The organism is Halorhodospira sp. M38 (assembly GCF_022227985.1).
GTDB classification, from domain to species: domain Bacteria; phylum Pseudomonadota; class Gammaproteobacteria; order Nitrococcales; family Halorhodospiraceae; genus Halorhodospira; species Halorhodospira halophila_A.
Window position 1 is genome coordinate 181,509 of record NZ_JAJNQP010000003.1, and the last position, 17,881, is coordinate 199,389.

Annotated in this window: 19 protein-coding genes; 14 read left to right on the plus strand and 5 right to left on the minus strand. The window is 68.1% G+C overall.

Translation table 11 applies throughout. The features are described from left to right. The 3 genes from hisS to bamB are packed head-to-tail and all read left to right on the plus strand — an operon-like array spanning position 1 to position 3,065. Complete coding sequence (hisS, locus tag LRA98_RS03610; RefSeq protein ID WP_201171530.1) at positions 1-1,272, plus strand: histidine--tRNA ligase; 1,272 nt, start codon at positions 1-3, stop codon at positions 1,270-1,272. Positions 1,273-1,299: 27 nt separating this feature from the next. Further along, positions 1,300-1,926, plus strand: a complete 627-nt coding sequence (locus tag LRA98_RS03615; RefSeq protein WP_238633479.1) for a YfgM family protein — start codon at positions 1,300-1,302, stop codon at positions 1,924-1,926. Further along, the gene (bamB, locus tag LRA98_RS03620) at positions 1,923-3,065 is read left to right on the plus strand and encodes an outer membrane protein assembly factor BamB (RefSeq protein WP_201242085.1); all 1,143 of its coding nucleotides are present in this window, start codon (positions 1,923-1,925) and stop codon (positions 3,063-3,065) included. Before LRA98_RS03615 ends, bamB begins: the two co-directional genes overlap by 4 nt. A gap of 21 nt (positions 3,066-3,086) precedes the next feature. On the opposite strand, the gene LRA98_RS03625 is transcribed toward bamB, so the two are convergent. After that, positions 3,087-3,839, minus strand: a complete 753-nt coding sequence (locus LRA98_RS03625) for a pentapeptide repeat-containing protein (protein ID WP_238633480.1) — start codon at positions 3,837-3,839, stop codon at positions 3,087-3,089. Between the two features lie 91 nt (positions 3,840-3,930). Here LRA98_RS03625 and adk point away from each other — a divergent pair, with 91 nt between their 5' ends. From adk to LRA98_RS03645, 4 genes are read left to right on the plus strand one after another with little or no spacing between them, the layout of a single operon-like run. Next, on the plus strand, positions 3,931-4,590 hold the full coding sequence (gene adk, locus LRA98_RS03630) for an adenylate kinase (RefSeq protein ID WP_201171518.1): 660 nt from the start codon (positions 3,931-3,933) through the stop codon (positions 4,588-4,590). Between the two features lie 57 nt (positions 4,591-4,647). Next, entirely contained in the window at positions 4,648-6,096 is a 1,449-nt protein-coding gene (locus LRA98_RS03635; RefSeq protein WP_238633481.1) for an NfeD family protein, read from the plus strand. Between the two features lie 7 nt (positions 6,097-6,103). Continuing rightward, positions 6,104-6,694, plus strand: coding sequence for a pyridoxamine 5'-phosphate oxidase (pdxH, locus tag LRA98_RS03640; RefSeq protein ID WP_238633482.1), 591 nt, complete (start codon positions 6,104-6,106; stop codon positions 6,692-6,694). A 28-nt stretch (positions 6,695-6,722) separates the two neighbouring features. Then, complete coding sequence (locus tag LRA98_RS03645) at positions 6,723-6,914, plus strand: H-NS histone family protein (protein ID WP_201171510.1); 192 nt, start codon at positions 6,723-6,725, stop codon at positions 6,912-6,914. On the opposite strand, the gene LRA98_RS03650 is transcribed toward LRA98_RS03645, so the two are convergent. The 3 genes from LRA98_RS03650 to LRA98_RS03660 all read right to left on the minus strand — a co-directional run bounded on the left by LRA98_RS03650 (position 6,911) and on the right by LRA98_RS03660 (position 10,059). Further along, positions 6,911-8,236, minus strand: a complete 1,326-nt coding sequence (locus LRA98_RS03650; RefSeq protein ID WP_201171508.1) for a nicotinate phosphoribosyltransferase — start codon at positions 8,234-8,236, stop codon at positions 6,911-6,913. The genes LRA98_RS03645 and LRA98_RS03650 overlap by 4 nt on opposite strands. A 39-nt stretch (positions 8,237-8,275) precedes the next feature. Then, entirely contained in the window at positions 8,276-9,031 is a 756-nt protein-coding gene (locus LRA98_RS03655; protein ID WP_238633490.1) for an ABC transporter permease, read from the minus strand. Positions 9,032-9,096: 65 nt separating this feature from the next. Then, positions 9,097-10,059 carry an ABC transporter ATP-binding protein gene (locus tag LRA98_RS03660; protein WP_201171505.1) on the minus strand — a complete coding sequence of 321 codons (963 nt, stop codon included), beginning with the start codon at positions 10,057-10,059 and terminating at the stop codon, positions 9,097-9,099. A gap of 245 nt (positions 10,060-10,304) precedes the next feature. Between LRA98_RS03660 and LRA98_RS03665 the strand changes: the two genes are divergently transcribed. The 5 genes from LRA98_RS03665 to LRA98_RS03685 all read left to right on the plus strand — a co-directional run bounded on the left by LRA98_RS03665 (position 10,305) and on the right by LRA98_RS03685 (position 16,642). After that, entirely contained in the window at positions 10,305-11,066 is a 762-nt protein-coding gene (locus LRA98_RS03665) for a phosphoadenylyl-sulfate reductase (protein WP_238633483.1), read from the plus strand. 165 nt (positions 11,067-11,231) lie between these two features. Next, positions 11,232-12,371 (plus strand): glutamine-hydrolyzing carbamoyl-phosphate synthase small subunit, encoded by a 1,140-nt coding sequence (gene carA, locus LRA98_RS03670; RefSeq protein ID WP_238633484.1) that lies wholly within the window; start codon positions 11,232-11,234, stop codon positions 12,369-12,371. Positions 12,372-12,431: 60 nt separating this feature from the next. Beyond that, complete coding sequence (gene carB, locus LRA98_RS03675; RefSeq protein WP_201171498.1) at positions 12,432-15,653, plus strand: carbamoyl-phosphate synthase large subunit; 3,222 nt, start codon at positions 12,432-12,434, stop codon at positions 15,651-15,653. After that, positions 15,650-16,126, plus strand: coding sequence for a transcription elongation factor GreA (gene greA / locus LRA98_RS03680; RefSeq protein WP_201171485.1), 477 nt, complete (start codon positions 15,650-15,652; stop codon positions 16,124-16,126). Before carB ends, greA begins: the two co-directional genes overlap by 4 nt. A gap of 42 nt (positions 16,127-16,168) precedes the next feature. Continuing rightward, the gene (locus tag LRA98_RS03685; protein ID WP_201171484.1) at positions 16,169-16,642 is read left to right on the plus strand and encodes a DUF4149 domain-containing protein; all 474 of its coding nucleotides are present in this window, start codon (positions 16,169-16,171) and stop codon (positions 16,640-16,642) included. Positions 16,643-16,661: 19 nt separating this feature from the next. Here the strand turns inward: LRA98_RS03685 and yhbY are convergent, their stop codons facing one another. Beyond that, entirely contained in the window at positions 16,662-16,952 is a 291-nt protein-coding gene (gene yhbY / locus LRA98_RS03690) for a ribosome assembly RNA-binding protein YhbY (protein WP_201171483.1), read from the minus strand. A gap of 11 nt (positions 16,953-16,963) precedes the next feature. Between yhbY and LRA98_RS03695 the strand changes: the two genes are divergently transcribed. Both LRA98_RS03695 and LRA98_RS03700 read left to right on the plus strand, forming a co-directional pair. Further along, a complete protein-coding gene (locus tag LRA98_RS03695; protein WP_201171479.1) occupies positions 16,964-17,236 on the plus strand; it encodes a hypothetical protein in 273 nt (90 codons plus the stop codon). Then, positions 17,223-17,861 carry an RlmE family RNA methyltransferase gene (locus LRA98_RS03700; RefSeq protein WP_201171477.1) on the plus strand — a complete coding sequence of 213 codons (639 nt, stop codon included), beginning with the start codon at positions 17,223-17,225 and terminating at the stop codon, positions 17,859-17,861. Before LRA98_RS03695 ends, LRA98_RS03700 begins: the two co-directional genes overlap by 14 nt. Positions 17,862-17,881: the final 20 nt, after the last annotated feature.

Consider the following 17,881-nt stretch of genomic DNA (forward strand, 5'->3'; position numbering starts at 1 on the left):
TTGTCAAAAAAGGGGATTCAGAGCGTTCGCGGGTTCTCGGATATCCTTCCGGAGGAGAGCCCGCTGTGGCAGCGCGCCGAGTCGGTGATCCGCCGGGTCCTGGAGGCCTACGGTTATCGCGAGATCCGGCTGCCGGTGCTCGAGCGCACCGAGCTGTTCAGCCGGTCCATCGGTGAGGTCACCGATATCGTCGAGAAGGAGATGTACACCTTCGACGATCGCAATGGCGACAGCGTCACGTTGCGCCCTGAGGGTACGGCCGGCTGTGTACGCGCCGGCATCCAGTCCGGTCTGCTGCACAATGCCGAGCCGCGGCTCTGGTACGCCGGCCCCATGTTCCGGCACGAGCGGCCGCAGAAGGGGCGGCTGCGGCAGTTCCATCAGGTCGGGGCCGAGGTTTTCGGGATCCCCGGGCCCGAGCTCGACGCCGAGATGATCATCATGACCGCGCGCATGCTGCGTGAGCTGGGACTGCCCGATGTGCGCCTGCAGCTCAATTCGCTCGGCACCCCGGAGAGCCGCGCGGCCCATCGCGAGGAGTTGGTCGCCTACCTGCGCCGCCACGAGGACCGGCTCGACGAGGACGCGCGGCGACGCCTGGAGACAAATCCGCTGCGCATCTTCGACAGCAAGAACCCGGAAGTGCAGCAGATCATGGCCGATGCGCCACGGTTGATGGACTGCCTCGATGCTACCTCGGCGGAACACTTCGACACGGTACGGAACCTGCTTGAGCGGGCCGGCGTCGAATACGAGGTGAATCCCTCGCTGGTGCGGGGGCTCGACTACTACACGCGCACGGTCTTCGAATGGGTGACCGATCGACTCGGTGCCCAGGGCACGGTCTGCGCCGGCGGGCGCTTCGACGGGCTGGTCGAGCAGCTCGGTGGCCGCCCGACCCCGGCGATCGGTTTCGCCCTGGGATTGGAGCGGTTGGTGGCGTTGCTCGAGGAACAGGGGGTGCCCGGTCAGGGCGGGGTGCCCCACGCCTACCTGGTGGTGGCCACCGAGGTCGGGGCCGGGCTGGAGACGGCTGAGGCCCTGCGTGACGCGCTGCCGGAACTGCGTCTGCAGACCCATGCCGGCGGTGGCGGCTTTAAGGCGCAGCTCAAGCGCGCCGACCGCAGTGGTGCCCGGGTGGCCCTGATTCTCGGTGACGAGGAGCATGCGGCCGGTGCACTGACGATCAAGGATCTGCGTGGCGAAGACGGGCAGCAGCGGCTGCCCTTCGACGACGCAGTCAAATATCTGCGAGGGCTGATCGGGGCGTAGCCCCGGTCGCTGGCAAGGGGACTGGAGATGGAGCGCACCGACGACGAACAGCTTCAGCAGCTCAAGGACTGGTGGCGGCGCAACGGTGGGTCGATCATGCTGGGTTTGACCGCGGCGGTGCTGATCGTGGCCGGCTGGTGGGGCTACGGCACCTGGCAAGAGCGAGGCGCGCAGCAGGCCGCCGCGGCCTACGCCGAGTTCCTGCAGGCCACCCGGTCCGGTGAGCCCGAGATGGCCGAGCAGGCGGGCCAGCGGGTGCTCGACGATCACGCCCGCAGCGGTTACGCAGGGCTGACTGCGTTGCGCATGGCCCGTATCCAGGCCGAAGCCGGCGCGTACCGGCGTGCGGCGGAGACGCTCGGCTGGTTGATCGACAACGCCGACCATAGCGCCATGGCGGAGCTCGCCCGGCTGCGCCAGGCCCGGGTCCTCGGCGAGGTTGACGCGGAGGAGGCCCTGGCGGCGCTGGAGGGTTCTGTCTCGGCTGGTTTTGCGGCCGCCTATGCCGAGCTGCGTGGTGACCTGCTCCGCGAGCTCGGTCGCTATGACGAGGCCACCGAAGCGTATCAGCAGGCGCTGGATCAGGAAGGATTGGGCGCACAGTCACGCGAGCTGGTCCGCCTGAAGCTGCAGGCCGTGGAGAGTGAGGCGTGATCCGCGCGGGACTGCGTTCCATCGGGGTTGCTGCGGTGCTCGGCATGGCGGCCGGTTGCGCGCTGCAGGATCCGCTACCCAACCCGCAGGTCGAGGCCACCGACACGCTGGATGTCGAACTGGTCTGGAGCGGGCGGCCGGTGGGCAGCCTGGAGTCCGGCGCCTTCGCTCTGGAGCCGGCTTACGCGGACGGCGTGCTGTACGTGGCTGACGCCCGCGGCTGGGTCCGGGCCCTCGATGCCGAGACCCGCGAGGGGCTGTGGCACGATCGCCTAAACCGTCCCCTGTCCGCCGGTCCGGTGGTCGCCGGTGACCGCTTGCTGGTGGGGGATCGCAAGGGGCGGGTCTACGCGTACGAACGGGACAGCGGCGAGCCGGCGTGGATGACCGGCCTCTCGGCCCAAGTGCTGGCGAGCCCGCGCTACACCCGCGGGATGGTGGTGGCGCGTAGCGCCGATGGCCGGATCTACGGCCTCGACGCCGAGGACGGGTCGCGGCAGTGGATCTTCGACCGCAGCATCCCCGCCCTGACCCTGCGTCGCAACAGCGCGCCGGCGGTCAGCGGCGGTACCGCGGTGGTGGGTCTGCAGAACGGGCGACTGGTGGCGCTGAACGTGGCCGATGGCAGCGTGCGCTGGGAGCACACCCTCACCGAGCCGCGGGGACGGACTGAACTCGAGCGTATGTCGGACATCGCCGCCGATCCGGTCATTCACCGCGGTGCCGCCTACGCCGTGGCCTATCAGGGGGCGATCGGTTCGGTCCGCATCGCCAACGGGGCCCAGGCCTGGAGCCGGGATGTGGCAAGCCATCGAGGGCTGGTCGCTCAGGGCGAGGAGGTCTACTTGGCCGCCGATGACGGGCGGGTCTGGGCCTTCGATCGGCGTAACGGTGCCACCGCCTGGCGACAGGAGGCCCTCGAGGGGCTGGCCCTAACGCGCCCTGTGGTCCACGAGGGCTACCTGGTGATGGGCGACGATGCCGGACACGTCAACTGGCTGCGCCTGCGCGACGGAGAGCTGGTGGCGCGGGAGCGCCTCTCTGACGTGCCCCTGGAGAGGCCTCCGGTGGTCACCGGCGACGGCGATGTCTACGTCTTGGATGCCCGCGGCCGCATGACGGCGCTGCGCCTGCATTAGGCGCGGCGCCTGCGGGCGCCGCTACTGGCACTCCCCCACGGAGGTGGGGCGGCAGCGCCGGCCGTCGGTCCACAGGGTGCTGCCGAGGCGGGCCTCGGCGAAATCGGCGCCGCTGAGGTCCGCGCCGCGCAGGTCGGCCCGCCCCAAGTCGGCGTCCGTGAAGTCCACATCGACTAGGTTCGCATCGCGCAGATCCACTTGCCGCATCTCCGCTCCCGAGAGGTTGGCCCCCTCTAGATCCGCGCCGTTGAGATCGGCCCCGGCCAGCTTCGCCCTCGCTGCCTGCAGCTCGCGCAGGCCCGTGCGCCGCAGCGAGGCACCGCTCAGATCGGCGTCCTGCAGGCTGGCGCCGCGCATGCGGGCGCTGTTGAGGTCGATACCGGTGGCGATGGCGCCGTCGAGCCGGGCACCCTCAAAATCGGCGCGGCCTGCCCGGGCGTCTCGCAGGTCGCTGCCCGAGAGGTCGGCGTCGGTAAAATCCCCGGAGCTCAGCCGGGCCCGCGACAGGTTGGCGTCGCGCAGGTTGACGCCGGCGGCGCTGACACTGGTCAGGTCTGCCCGCCGCAGGTGGGCCCCCTCCAGGTTGGCCCCTTCCAGTCGGCTGCGTCCGAGTACCGCCCCCTCTAGGTCCTCACCGGCGAGCTGTGCCTCGCTCAGGTCGCAGTTGAACCAGTTGACGCCGGGGGCGGGCGCGTCATTGCAGGTGGCCAGGGCCGGTGATACGCTCGCGCCCAACATCGCCACCGCGGCGACTCTGCATACGTGCCGTCTCATCAGCCTTTCGTCTTCTTGTTCGTTTGCGTTCGTGTCGCAGGCCCCTCGGCCTCGACGGCATATCCCACTAAACGATATACGAGGTGAATCAATGCGGCTCATTCTATTAGGCCCTCCGGGCGCCGGGAAAGGTACGCAGGCTGCCCATATCTGTGAGGCCTTCGGCATCCCTCAGATCTCCACCGGTGACATGCTGCGCGCCGCCGTCAAGGCCGGCACCCCGCTCGGGCAGCAGGCCAAGAAGATCATGGATGAGGGTGGCCTCGTGTCGGACGATATCATCCTTGGCCTGATCGAGGAGCGGGTCGCTCAGCCAGACTGCGGCAACGGCTTCCTGTTCGACGGTTTCCCGCGGACGATCGCCCAGGCGGATGGCCTGAACGAGCAGGGGATCGGCATCGATGCCGTGGTCGAGATCCAGGTGCCCGACGAGGAGATCGTCGATCGGATGGCCGGGCGGCGCGTCCATCCCGGTTCCGGGCGGGTCTACCACATCAAGCACAATCCGCCCCGCGAAGAGGGCAAGGACGACGTCACCGGCGAAGACCTGGTCCAGCGCGATGACGACCGCGAGGAAACCGTCCGCCACCGCCTTTCGGTGTATCACGAGCAGACCCGGCCGCTGGTCGACTACTATTCCCAGTGGGCGCAAAAGGGTGGTGCCGATGCGCCCGCCTACATCACCGTCGACGGGCAGCGGCCCGTGGAGACGGTGCGGGACGAGATCCTCGCCGCGCTCAAGGCGCGTTGATCGGACAGGCGGCGAGGGCTTGTCGGCCCTCGCCGCTTTCTGGAGGTGTGCCTGGCCATGTGGATTCGACGTCTGCTTGCCGTCCTGCTCGCCTACTTCCTCTCGGCCGTGCCGCTGGGCAGTGCCGAGACAACGCCGGACGCCGATGAGGAAGCGGCCGGTACGGCGCTGATGCTCGAGGTCAAGGGGCCCATCGGCCCGGCAACCACCGACTATATCGTCCGCGGCCTCGCCGAGGCGCAGGAGCGCGGCGCCAGGCTGGTCATCCTGCGCATGAACACCCCGGGCGGCCTCGATGACGCCATGCGCGACATCATCGGCGAGATCCTCGCCAGCGAAATCCCCGTGGCCACCTATGTCGCGCCCAGTGGTTCCCGGGCGGCGAGTGCCGGGACTTACATCCTCTACGCCTCCCATGTTGCGGCCATGGCGCCGGCAACCAACCTGGGTGCGGCCACGCCGGTGCAGATCGGCGGTGGCGGTGGTGGGATCTTCCCCGGCGGGGACGACGAGGAGCGCGACGGCGAGGGCTTCGACGAACTCCAGGATCTGCTCGGCGAGGACGACGACGAGGAAGCCCGCGACGAGGACGAGCCGGCGGAAGAGCGGGCGGACGAGCGCCCGGATGCCATGGAGCGCAAGATCATTGAGGACGCGGTCTCCTACATCAAGGGCCTGGCCGAGCTGCGCGGGCGCAACGCCGAGTGGGCGGAGAAGGCGGTGCGCGAGTCGGTGAGCGCCTCGGCCAGCGAGGCGGCCGAGCTGGGGGTGATCGACTTTGTCGCCGAGGACGTGGACGAACTCCTCGCCAAGGCCGACGGCATGGTGGTCAAGTTCCCGGTGGGCGAGCGCGCCATCGAGGCCGCCGGGCTGGAGGTGGAGCTGCTTGAGCCAGACTGGCGCAACCGCCTGCTGGCGGTGATCACCAATCCCAACGTGGCCTATATCCTGATGCTGGTCGGGATCTACGGCATCATCTTCGAGCTGATCAATCCCGGCTCCCTGGTGCCGGGGGTGCTCGGCGGCATCAGCCTGCTGCTGGCGCTTTACGCCTTCCAGGCCCTGCCGATCACCTACGCCGGGTTGGGGCTGATCGGGCTGGGGATCGCCTTCATGATCGCCGAGGCGTTCATGCCCAGTTTCGGGATCATGGGCATCGGTGGAGCCGTTGCCTTTGTGCTCGGTTCGATCATGCTGTTCGATACCGATCTCGAGGCCTTCCAGGTCTCGATCGGCCTGATCGCCGGGTTTACGGTCGCTAGCCTGATCGTCTTCACCGGGGTGGCCACCATGGCCGCTCGGGCGTGGCGACGGCCGAAGCTCGGCGGGGCCGATGAGCTGATCGATGCCGAGGCCATCGCCGAGGAGGCTTTCGATGCCACGGGCCATGTGCGCTACGCCGGCGAGCGCTGGAATGCCGTGGCGGTCCGCCCGGTGCGTAGCGGTCAGCGGGTGCGGGTGGTCAGCAAGGAGGGACTGACGTTGAGGGTCGAACCCAATGAGTGAACCGGGGATGGATTCGGATACGATCTACCAGGAGGCGCTGAGCCGGGTGCACCAGGTGCTGGAGCGGGCCCGGGCCACGGACCTGCCGGAGCCTACCGCCGGCGTTCTGGCGACGGTCGGCCCCGACGGCTGGCCGGCGGCGCGGACGGTGTTGCTCAAACAGCTGGACCACCAGGGCGCCGTGTTCTACACCAATCGCAACAGCCGCAAGGGGCAGCACCTAGCGGCCAATCCCCGCGCGGCGCTGTGCTTCCATTTCCAGCCCCTCTACGAGCAGGTCGAGATTCGCGGCGTGGTAGCAGCGGTGAGTGCGAGTGAGGCGGACCACTACTGGGCGCAGCGGGAGCGGCTCAGCCAGCTGGGAGCGTGGGCCTCGCATCAGTCCGACCCGCTGGCCAGCCGTCACGAGCTGGAGGCCCGCCTGGAGGAGGTCGAGTCGCGCTTTCCGGAGCGGGTGCCGCGTCCCCCGCACTGGTCCGGTTACCGTATAATCCCGTCCAGTATCGAACTCTGGTCGGCCGGTGACGGACGCCTGCATCAGCGCGAGCGATACGAGCACCGACCGGACGGCTGGAGCCATTTCCTGCTCAATCCGTGATGGGCGTATCGGGCCGAAAGGGAGCGTGATGGAGGATCTGTCCAGGTACTCGGTGGAGCAGTTGCGCGACCTGCGCAAGGATGTGGAACGCGAGATCGAGCGCCGTCGCCGGGAGAACATCGTCCAGGCGCGGCGCGAGCTGAAAGCCATCGCCGAGCGCTACGGATTCGCCCTCAGCGATCTGCTTGAGGGCATGCGCGGGACGGGGGACTCCGGCTAGTGGCGCTGGCGGTCCGTGGCCTCGGCGCAGGCGCGCAGCCGGGTGGAGACCTCCACAGGGTAGAGGTCCGGCTCCGCCTCCAGCGCGCGGCAGGCCTCGGGCAGGGCGGCGAGCCCCTCCCGCACTCGCTCGCGGATGGCGGCGGTGCCCTCCGGGGAGCGGGTACGCTGGCCGCCGTCCATGACTTCGGTGAGCAATGGCGCCCCGGGCAGCTCCTCCTCGGCCAGGCAGAGGGTGTCGCCGGCGGCCACACCATCGACGAAGCGCCGCCGGACCTGCTTGCGGCCCGGCCAGTGCATCTTCCCCACGGAGCGTTTGCGCCGGGCAACGCCGCGATACTCCTGTAGTTTGTACGCCATGTCCAGGTGGGGCTGATCGGCGGCGGTGTCCATCCGTGTGCCCAGGCCGAAACCGTCGATGGGGGCTGCGTCGGCGCGCAGGCGGGCGATGGCATACTCATCCAGGTCACCGCTGACCAGGATGCGCACCTGCTCCAGCCCACCCTCGTCCAGGATGCGGCGCACGCGTCTGGCTTCGGCCCCGAGGTCGCCGCTGTCGATGCGCACGCCGTGGACGGGGTGACCCTCCCGGGCAAGCTGGACCGTCTTCCGAGCCCCGTCGGCGGTGTCGTAGGTGTCGATCAGCAGCACCACGTTCCGCGGATGGGCGGTGGCGAAGGCGCGGAAGGCGTCGATCTCGCGGTCGAAGGCGAGCACGTAGGAGTGGGCCATTGTGCCCACGGTGGGGATGTCGTACCGGGCGCCGGCCAGACAGGTGGCGGTGCCGGCGTAGCCGGCGATCCAGGTGCTGCGTGCAGCGGCCATGGCGGCCTCGGCGCCGTGGGCGCGGCGCATGCCGAAGTCCACCAGGCTGCCGCCCCCGGCGGCCAGTACCGCGCGGGCGGCCTTGCTGGTGAGCAGGCTGTGCAGGTGGACCAGGTTCATGACCCGGCTCTCGATCAGCTGGGCCTCGGGCAGCGGGGCGGTCACACGCAGGATCGGCTCCTGGGGGAAGAGGATGGTGCCGTCCGGCACGGCCTCGACGTGACCGGTAAAGCGCAGCTGTGCCAGTTCTTCGGCCAAGCCGGCGCGGAAGTGTCCGCAGGTCCGGATCCAGTCCAGCTCCGCGTCGCCAAAGCGCATCTCCGTCAGCCAGTCGACCACTGCCTCGATGCCCGCGGCGATGTAGAAACCGCGCCCCGGGGGCAGCTTGCGGCTGAACAGCTCGAAGGAGGCCGGGGCGTCCATGCCCTGCTGGAGGTAGCTGTCGACCATGGTCAGCTGGTAGAGGTCGGTCAGCAGCGGGCTGTGGGCCGGTTCCATGAGAGCTCCCTCGGATGGTGCGAATGCACGGGCTACGGATCAGGAGCGCAGCCCTGTCCCCCGGTTTAGCAGATAGAGGGCAAACCCGCCGAAGGCCGCGATGAAGGCGAGCATCATCGCGTACGACACGGCGATGTGGACGTCGGCCGAGCCGAGGATACCGTAGCGGAAGGCGTTGACCATGTAGAGGATTGGGTTGGCCAGCGACACCCCCTGCCAGAACTCCGGCAGCAGCGAAATCGAGTAGAACACGCCGCCGAGGTAGGTCAGCGGGGTCAGAACAAACGTGGGGATGATGGCGATGTCGTCGAACTTGCGCGCGTAGATGGCGTTGATGAAGCCGCCGATGGAGAACAGCACCGCGGTCAGGACCACCACCGAGATGGTGATTGCCCAGTTGTGGATGGGCAGGGAGGTGAACATCAGCGCCACGGCGGTGACGATCGCGCCGGTGAACAGCCCGCGCCCCACACCTCCGGCGATATAGCCCAGCAGGATGACGATGTTGGGTGTCGGCGAGACCAGCATCTCCTCGATGTGGCGCTGGAACTTGGCGCCGAAGAACGACGAAACCACGTTGTTGTAGGAGTTGGTGATCACCGCCAGCATGATGATGCCGGGGGCGATGTACTCCATGTATCGGTAGCCCTCCATCTCGCCGACCCGTTCGCCGATCAGGGCGCCGAAGATCACGAAGTAGAGGGTCATGGTGATCGCCGGCGGCACCAGGGTCTGGATCCAGATCCGCAGATAGCGGTGGGTCTCCTTGTAGACAATGGTCTGCAGCGAGACCAGGGCGGCGCGGGTTCGCGACGGCGTACCCTGGCTGCCGTAGCGGCGCGAGGATCCCTGGGGCCGGTTCAAGAGACGACCTCCTGCCTATCGGCATTGTCCGGCGTCACCGGAGCCGGGTCGCTGCTCTCTACCAGGCGCAGGAAGAGTTCCTCGAGGCGGTTCGACTTGTTGCGCATGCTGCTGACCGTGATCCCGTGCTTGGAGAGGGCGGCGAACAGGTCAGTCAGAGCTCGGCCGCGCGGCACCTCCGCTTCCAGGACGTAGTCATCAACCTGGCGCAGGGCGAAGTCGTCCAGCTGCGGCAGCGGCCGGGGGACCCGATCGACGTCGAGCAGGAAGGCGTGGGTGGACAGGCGCTGGAGCAGGCTCTTGACGTCGGTGTTCTCGATGATCCGTCCATCATCAATGATGGCGATGTCCTTGCAGAGGCTCTCGGCCTCCTCGAGGTAGTGCGTGGTGAGGATGATGGTGGTGCCCTGGTCGTTGATGTGGCGCAGGAAGTCCCACATGGAGCGGCGCAGCTCGATGTCCACGCCGGCGGTGGGCTCGTCGAGGATCAGAAGCTGCGGTTCGTGCATCAGCGCCCGGGCGATCATCAGCCGGCGTTTCATCCCGCCGGAGAGCGTGCGCGAGACGGTCTCACGCCGTTCCCACAGGCCCAGGCTATGGAGGTAGTGCTCGGCACGCTGGCGGGCTAACCGGCGCGGGATACCGTAGTAGCCGGCCTGGTTGACCACGATCTGCTCCACGGTCTCGAAGGTGTTGAAGTTGAACTCCTGCGGGACCAGGCCGATGGAAGACTTGACCGCCCAGGGGTCGCGGTCCAGGTCGTGGCCAAAGACGCGTACCGTCCCGCCGCTCTTGTTGACCAGCGTCGAGACGATCCCGATGAGGGTGGATTTGCCCGCCCCGTTGGGTCCCAGCAGCCCGAAGAAAGCGCCCGCGTCGACGGTCAGATTGATGCCGTGCAGCGCGATATGCCCCCCGGCGTAGGTCTTGGTCAGGTCGGAGACGGCTAGGGCGGTCAAAGGGTGTCCTCGGGTTCATGGAGAAACCTCTCATGGTAGGGGGTGTGCCGGTTTTTTTGTAGGGCGGTCGGGATGCCGCGGGGGGATATGCCGGGCTGTGGTAACAAAATGCCGAATCCGTATTTCACGCCGCCGGCAGAGGCGCCTAGGGTGAGCAAGGGTGCGGACGCCGCTGAAGCCCGCCGCAGCGTCTGGGGCGATCGGCTCGTCCGGATCAAGGCGGGAACAGACGGGGAGGCAGATCGATGAGCGAATCCCGAGCAGTATCTGTCGAGCGGGACTTGGCGCCGGCGCTCAGGGCGCGGGTTTGTCAGGCCGTGCAGGTCCTGGAGCGGGTCGAGGCCGAGCTGCTGCCCGCGGCGCTGGCCTCCAGCTTCAGCGCCGAGGACATGGTGCTGCTGGACCTGATCCGCAGGCACGCGCCGGGGATCGGGGTCTTTACCCTGGATACCGGGCGGCTGCCGGCGGAGACTTACGCACTGCAGCAGCAGGTGCTGGAGCGTTACGGCCCGGTGGTGCGCACCTACTTCCCCAATCCGGCTGAGGTGGAGGGTTTTGTGGCGCATTACGGCGCCAACGGGTTCTACCATGGCATCGAGGCCCGGCGGGCGTGCTGCCATGCCCGGAAGGTGGCGCCGCTGCAGCGCGCCCTGGCCGGGCAGCGTGCCTGGCTGACCGGGATGCGCCGCGCCCAGGCCGTCACCCGCCAGGAGGTGGTCGTCGAGGGGTTCGACGAGCACCACGGCCTAGTGAAGGTCAACCCGCTGGCGGAGTGGCGTGAGGACGATGTATGGGCCTACCTGCGCAGCCGCCGTGTGCCGTACAACGAACTCTACGATCAAGGGTATCGCAGTATCGGGTGTGCGCCGTGTACCCGGCCGGTTGCTCCGGGTGAGGATGCCCGCGCCGGGCGGTGGTGGTGGGAGGCATCGGGTCAGCGCGAGTGCGGTCTGCACCGCGCTCCGGCGGGGGCGACCGGGTGGTTGAAATGCGCCGCAAAGCCGTGACAGATCACCGCTGGCCCCGGTAGAATACCGGAGTCTACGCGCCGGAGGGCGCGGTTTGGCGATTCCATGGACGGGAGGGGTAAACCCTCCCGTTTTTTGCATGCCCGCACCCCGTCCGTGGCTTGTCCGGGCGGGGCCGTTGAGCTCCAGACAGGGGAGGCTGCGTTGACCCGGCCAGCACTGCTCGTCCTCCAGGACGGTACGGTTTTCCACGGCGAGGCGGTGGGCGCCGACGGGGCCGTCACCGGCGAGGTGGTCTTCAATACCGCGATGACGGGTTACCAGGAGATCGCCACCGACCCGTCCTACGCCGGTCAGATCGTGACCCTGACCTACCCCCACATCGGCAACACCGGCATCAACAGCGTCGACCGCGAGGACGACCGCGCTCGGCTGGCGGGGCTGGTGGTGCGCGATGTGCCGCCGCGGGCCAGCAACTGGCGTGCCGAGAAGGGGCTGACGGCCTGGCTGCGTGACCAGGGGGTGGTGGCGGTTTCCGGGATCGATACCCGCAAGCTAACCCGCCGCCTCCGCGAGGGCGGAGCCCAGGGTGGTTGCCTGGTCGCCGGCGAGTCGCTGGACGAGGCCTGGGCGCTGGCTCAGGCCCAGGGCTACGGCGGCATGAGTGGCCGTGACCTGGCCGGCGAGGCGGGCACCAAGACCCGTCGGCCGTGGCAGCGCGGGACCTGGACCCTGGACGATGGTCTTGCCGATGCGGCGGAGCGCGGTGAGTCGGGGCGATACCACGTGGTGGCTTTCGATTACGGGATCAAGCAGCAGATCCTGCGCCTGCTGGTCGACGCCGACTGCCGGGTCACGGTGGTACCGGCGCGGACCGGGGCTGCGGATGTCCTCAAGCTGCAGCCGGACGGCTTGTTCTTCTCCAACGGGCCGGGTGACCCGGAGCCGATGGACTACGCGGTGGCGACCATCCGCGAGCTCTTGGAGGAGCATCGCATCCCGACCTTCGGCATCTGCCTGGGCCATCAGCTGCTGGGGCTGGCCAGCGGGGCGCGGACCGAGAAGATGAAATTCGGCCACCACGGTGCCAATCACCCGGTGATCGACCTGGCCTCCGGGCAGGTGCTGATCTCCAGCCAGAACCACGGCTTCGCGGTGGACGAGGGCAGCCTTCCCGACCACCTGGAGGCGACGCACCGCTCGCTGTTCGACGGCTCGCTACAGGGTATCCGGCGCACCGACGTGCCTGCCTTCAGCTTCCAGGGCCACCCGGAGGCAAGCCCCGGTCCCCACGACATGCGTCCGCTGTTCCAGCGCTTCGTCGAGATGATGGAGCGTGACTGAGCACTGCGCAGCCGCATCACAGGCGACCGCCGACCACTGGACCCCGAGCACTCTGGAATCATGCCGAAAAGAACTGACATCCAATCGATCCTGATCATCGGCGCCGGCCCCATCGTCATCGGCCAGGCGTGCGAGTTCGACTACTCCGGGGCGCAGGCGTGCAAGGCGCTGCGTGAGGAGGGCTACCGGGTCATCCTGGTCAACTCCAACCCGGCGACCATCATGACCGACCCGGAGACCGCCGATGCGGTCTATATCGAGCCGGTGGAGTGGCAGACGGTCTCGCGGATCATCGAGCGCGAGCAGCCCGATGCGGTCCTGCCGACCATGGGTGGGCAGACGGCGCTCAACTGCGCCCTCGACCTGGTCAAGCACGGCGTGCTGGAGCGCTTCGGTGTTGAGATGATCGGCGCCACCCGTGAGGCGATCGACAAGGCCGAGGAGCGCGAGGCGTTTCGCGCCGCCATGTCGCGGATCGGGCTCGAGTCGCCGCGCGCCGAGATCGCCCGCTCTATGGCCGAGGCCCAGGCGGCGCAGGCACGGATCGGCTTCCCGGTCATCATCCGCCCGTCCTATACCCTGGGCGGCTCCGGCGGCGGCATCGCCTACAACCGGGAGGAGTTTCACGAGATCGTCGAGCGCGGCCTCGACCTCTCCTACACCAACGAGGTGCAGCTCGAGGAGTCGGTCCTCGGCTGGAAGGAGTACGAGATGGAGGTCGTGCGCGATCGCCACGACAACGCCATCATCATCTGCTCCATCGAGAACCTCGATCCCATGGGGGTGCACACCGGTGATTCGGTCACGGTGGCCCCTGCGCAGACCCTCACCGACAAGGAATACCAGCTGATGCGCGACGCATCGCTGGCGGTGCTGCGGGAGATCGGCGTGGAGACCGGCGGCTCCAACGTCCAGTTCGCCATCAACCCGGACAACGGGCGCATGGTGATCATCGAGATGAACCCGCGGGTGTCGCGCTCGTCGGCGCTGGCCTCCAAGGCGACCGGCTTCCCCATCGCCAAGGTGGCGGCCAAGCTGGCCGTCGGCTACACGCTCGACGAACTGCGCAACGAGATCACCGGTGGTGCCACCCCGGCCTCCTTCGAGCCGACGATCGACTACGTCGTCACCAAGATCCCGCGTTTCACGTTTGAGAAATTCCCGCAGGCCGACTGCTACCTGACGACCCAGATGAAGTCCGTGGGCGAGGTCATGGCCATCGGACGGACCTTCCAGGAGTCTTTCCAGAAGGCCCTGCGGGGACTGGAGCAGGATCTGTCCGGGCTCGACGAGCGGCTGGACCACAGTCGCACGGACGTGCGCGATACGGTGCGCCACTCGCTGCGTCAGCCGACCCCGGATCGGGTTCTGCACCTGGGGGATGCGTTCCGGGTCGGCTTCACCCTCGATGAGGTCCATGGCATGACGGCCATCGACCCGTGGTTCCTCGCGCAGGTCGAGGAGCTGATCGCCGTGGAGGGGGAGGTCGCCGCCTCGACCCTGGACGACTGTGATGCCGGGGCGCTGCTGCGCCTCAAGCGGCGCGGTTTCTCCGATGCCCGTCTGGCGGCCCTGTGGGGCGTCAAGGAGTCCCAGGTGCGCCAGCGCCGCCGCGATCTGGGCGTGCGGCCGGTGTTCAAGCGGGTGGACTCCTGCGCCGCCGAGTTCCCCACCGCCACCGCCTACCTCTACTCCACCTACGAGGAGGAGTGCGAGGCAGAGCCGAGCGGACGCAAGAAGATCATGGTTCTCGGCGGCGGGCCGAACCGTATCGGGCAGGGGATCGAGTTCGACTATTGCTGCGTCCACGCCTCGCTGGCCCTTCGCGATGACGGCTACGAGACCATCATGGTCAACTGCAACCCCGAGACCGTCTCCACCGACTACGACACCTCGGATCGGCTTTACTTCGAGCCGTTGACCCTGGAGGACGTGCTGGAGGTGGTCGAGACGGAGCAGCCGGACGGGGTGATCGTCCAGTACGGCGGGCAGACGCCGCTGAAGCTCGCCCGCGAACTCGAGGCCGCCGGGACGCCGATCATCGGTACGACCCCGGACTCCATCGATCTGGCCGAGGACCGGGAGCGCTTCCAGGACATGATCGGCCGCATCGATCTGATGCAGCCGCCGAACCGCACCGCCCGCACGGAGACCGAGGCCCTGCAGCTGGCTGCCGAGATCGGTTATCCGCTGGTGGTGCGCCCCTCGTACGTCCTTGGTGGTCGGGCGATGGAGATCGTCTACGAGGAGAGCGAGCTGCGCCAGTACATGAACGAGGCCGTGCGGGTTTCGCACAACTCGCCGGTGCTGCTTGACCGCTTCCTCGACGATGCCGTGGAGGTCGACGTGGACGCCGTCAGCGACGGCGATCAGGTGGTGATTGGCGGCATCATGCAGCATATCGAGCAGGCCGGCGTCCACTCCGGCGACTCCGCCTGCTCTATCCCGCCCTACACGCTGGGGCAGGATGTGCAGGATCGGATCCGCGAGCAGGTGCGCCTGCTCTCCCGGGAGCTCGGGGTGGTCGGGCTGATGAACGTGCAGTTCGCCATCCAGGGGCAGCGCATCTTCCTACTGGAGGTCAACCCGCGCGCCTCGCGGACCGTGCCCTACGTCGCCAAGGCGTGTGGCGTGCCGCTGGCTAAGGTGGCCGCCCGCTGCATGGCCGGCCGCACCCTGGCGGAGCAGGGGGTGGTGAACGAGGTCATCCCTAACTACTATTCCGTAAAAGAGGCGGTCTTCCCGTTCCTCAAGTTCCCCGGTGTCGATCCCATCCTCGGTCCGGAGATGAAGTCTACCGGCGAAGTGATGGGTATTGGCGCCTGTTTCGGGGAGGCCTACGCGAAGGCTCAGCTGGCTGCGGGGGTGACCCTGCCGCGGGGCGGCTGTGCCTTTGTCAGTGTGCGTGAGGTGGACAAGGAGGCAGCGGTCGAGGTGGCGCGGGACCTGGTTCGGCGCGGCTTTCGCTTGATCGCCACCCATGGCACCGCGGCCGCCCTCGAGGAGGCGGGCCTGGAGGTGCGCCGGATTAACAAGGTCATCGAGGGTCGGCCGCATGTCGTGGACGCCATCAAGAACGACGAGATCGATCTGATCGTGAATACCACCGAGGGGCGGCAGGCCATTGCCGACTCCTACTCGATCCGCCGCGAGGCGCTGCAGCGCAAGGTCTGCTACACGACGACCATCGCGGGTGCCCGGGCCACGTGCCTGGCACTGGATCACATGAAGGACTGGGAGGCCCGCCCCCTTCACGCCCTGCACAGGGAGATGACGGGATGAGCAAGATACCGTTGACGGTTCGTGGCGCAGAGAAGCTGCGTGAGGAGCTTCAGCGGCTCAAGCACGAGGATCGCCCGCGGGTCATCCAGGCGATTGCCGAGGCGCGGGAACACGGCGACCTAAAAGAGAACGCCGAGTATCACGCCGCGCGCGAGCAGCAGAGTTTTATTGAGGGCCGTATCCAGGAGATCGAGGGCAAACTGTCCAACGCCCAGATCATTGACCCGGCGACGGTGCAGGCGGCCCCGAAGATCGTCTTCGGGGCGACCGTGGCGCTCGAGGACACCGACACCGAGGAGACGGTCAGCTATCAGATCGTTGGCGAGGACGAGGCGGACATCAAGCAGCACCTCATCTCGGTCAACTCGCCCATCGCCCGCGCGCTGATCGGCAAGGAGGAGGGTGACGAGGCCGTGGTGCAGGCCCCGGGCGGTGAGCGGACCTATGAGATCGTCGAGGTCCGCTATGAGTAGGTGCGGGCAGCTTGCCCGCAGCGGCCCGGCGGTGGAGGTGCGGTGCTGATCCGCGCGGCCGAGCGGGTGGCGCTGACGATGCTGGCCGGCGCGCTGTGGAGCGTCGGCTACATCGTCTCGCCATTGCTGTTTCGCACGCTGGAGGACACCGCCCAGGCGGCGGCGTTGGTCGGCGAGATCACCGGCCTGGTGGCTTGGATCGCCCTGGTGTGTGCCGCGCTGCTGATACCGACACAGTTGCGCCACCGGATCCGTCCGCTGGCGGCCCACTGGCGGCTGTGGCTGCTGGTGCTGTTGGCGGTCGTGCTGGCGGTGGGAGAGTTCTGGGTGCGGCCACCGATGGCGGTTTTAACTGAGCAGGCCGGTGAAGTCGGGTACCTCTCGGCCCTGCGTGCCGCCGAAAGCCTCTACTTCGTGGCCAGTGCCATTGCGCTGGTCCTGGTACTCGGCGGGATCGAACCGCGGCTGGCGGCAGGTGACGGTGATGCCGTCGACACCGCGGAACAGGGACGCTGAGCGTCTGCCGCGCGGGAGCTCAGATCAGGACTTGGCTCTTCTCCGGGTTCTCTCGATAGAGCAGGACGATCCGACCGATGGTCTGGACCACGATCGCCCCGGTCTGTTCGGCAATCTCCTCGGTCATGGCCTGGCGCTCCTCCTTGCTGGCGCCGGCGAGCTTCACCTTGATCAGCTCGTGGTCGTCCAGGGCACGCTCAATCTCCTCCAGGACCCCCTCGCTGAGGCCGGCGGCCCCGGTCAGGACGACGGGCTTGAGGGCGTGGCCGAGCCGGCGGAGTTGCTTGAGTTGATCCGGATCTAGATGCATGGAGGTGTTTGGTGCCTGGTGACGATAAAGCAAGAAGGCTATCACGCCGTGGCGTGGTCCGGGCAAGCGGCGGGCCGCTGCGCGAGGTCAAGATCGAGCTGGGTGTGGTGGTGCTGGTGATCATCTCGGCGTACTTCCTGACGCTGGGTCTCGATCTCGCCGCCTGGCAGGAGGCGCTCGGCGTGCTGGTGGTCGCCAGCCTGGGTGCCGGCTGGGTCGTGCTGCGCGCACGTGCCGTGGCGCGCCGCCGCGTGGCGGAAGGGGGCGGGCATGGCGGCCTGTAGGCGGCGGCGCAGCGGCTGCAACTCCCGGGCCCGGCGGAGCCGGCACGAAAGCGATCCGTTCGTCCGCCGTGCCCGTGCTGAGGGGTGGCGCTCGCGGGCAGCACTTAAGCTCGAGGCGATCGACCAGCGCGACGGGCTCCTGCGCCCCGGTCAGGTGGTTGTTGACCTGGGCGCCGCGCCCGGTGGGTGGTCGCAGCTGGCGGCGCCTAAGGTGGGCGCGTCGGGGTTGGTCGTCGCCATCGACCTGCTGGAGATGGAACCCCTGCCCGGGGTTACGTTCGTCCACGCCGACTTTTCCACCGACGACGGGCTGCGCGCCGTGGAGACCGCGCTGGGCGGGCGCCCGGTGGATGTGGTGCTCTCCGACATGGCGCCAAATCTGACCGGGCACAGCGCGGTGGATCAGCCGGCGGCGATGGGGCTGGCGGAACTCGCCGCCGACTTTGCCGGTCAATTCTTGCATAAGGATGGTGACTTCCTCGTCAAGGTCTTCCACGGCGAGGGGTTCGACACGTTCCGCGGCGAGCTGACACGGCGCTTCTCCCGCGTCCTCTCTCGCAAACCGGACGCCTCCAGGTCGGGCAGTCGGGAGGTCTACCTTCTGGCTCGCGGTCCGACGGTATAGTAAGGTGCCTATCAGGTGCC

Bases quoted from the DNA above. Each gene is read 5' to 3' on its own strand.
- LRA98_RS03615 (WP_238633479.1), top strand. From the start codon at position 1,300: ATGGAGCGCACCGACGACGAACAGCTTCAGCAGCTCAAGGACTGGTGG.
- LRA98_RS03625 (WP_238633480.1), bottom strand. From the start codon at position 3,839: ATGAGACGGCACGTATGCAGAGTCGCCGCGGTGGCGATGTTGGGCGCG.
- adk (WP_201171518.1), top strand. From the start codon at position 3,931: ATGCGGCTCATTCTATTAGGCCCTCCGGGCGCCGGGAAAGGTACGCAG.
- LRA98_RS03635 (WP_238633481.1), top strand. From the start codon at position 4,648: ATGTGGATTCGACGTCTGCTTGCCGTCCTGCTCGCCTACTTCCTCTCG.
- pdxH (WP_238633482.1), top strand. From the start codon at position 6,104: ATGGATTCGGATACGATCTACCAGGAGGCGCTGAGCCGGGTGCACCAG.
- LRA98_RS03645 (WP_201171510.1), top strand. From the start codon at position 6,723: ATGGAGGATCTGTCCAGGTACTCGGTGGAGCAGTTGCGCGACCTGCGC.
- LRA98_RS03650 (WP_201171508.1), bottom strand. From the start codon at position 8,236: ATGGAACCGGCCCACAGCCCGCTGCTGACCGACCTCTACCAGCTGACC.
- LRA98_RS03665 (WP_238633483.1), top strand. From the start codon at position 10,305: ATGAGCGAATCCCGAGCAGTATCTGTCGAGCGGGACTTGGCGCCGGCG.
- carB (WP_201171498.1), top strand. From the start codon at position 12,432: ATGCCGAAAAGAACTGACATCCAATCGATCCTGATCATCGGCGCCGGC.
- greA (WP_201171485.1), top strand. From the start codon at position 15,650: ATGAGCAAGATACCGTTGACGGTTCGTGGCGCAGAGAAGCTGCGTGAG.
- yhbY (WP_201171483.1), bottom strand. From the start codon at position 16,952: ATGCATCTAGATCCGGATCAACTCAAGCAACTCCGCCGGCTCGGCCAC.
- LRA98_RS03700 (WP_201171477.1), top strand. From the start codon at position 17,223: ATGGCGGCCTGTAGGCGGCGGCGCAGCGGCTGCAACTCCCGGGCCCGG.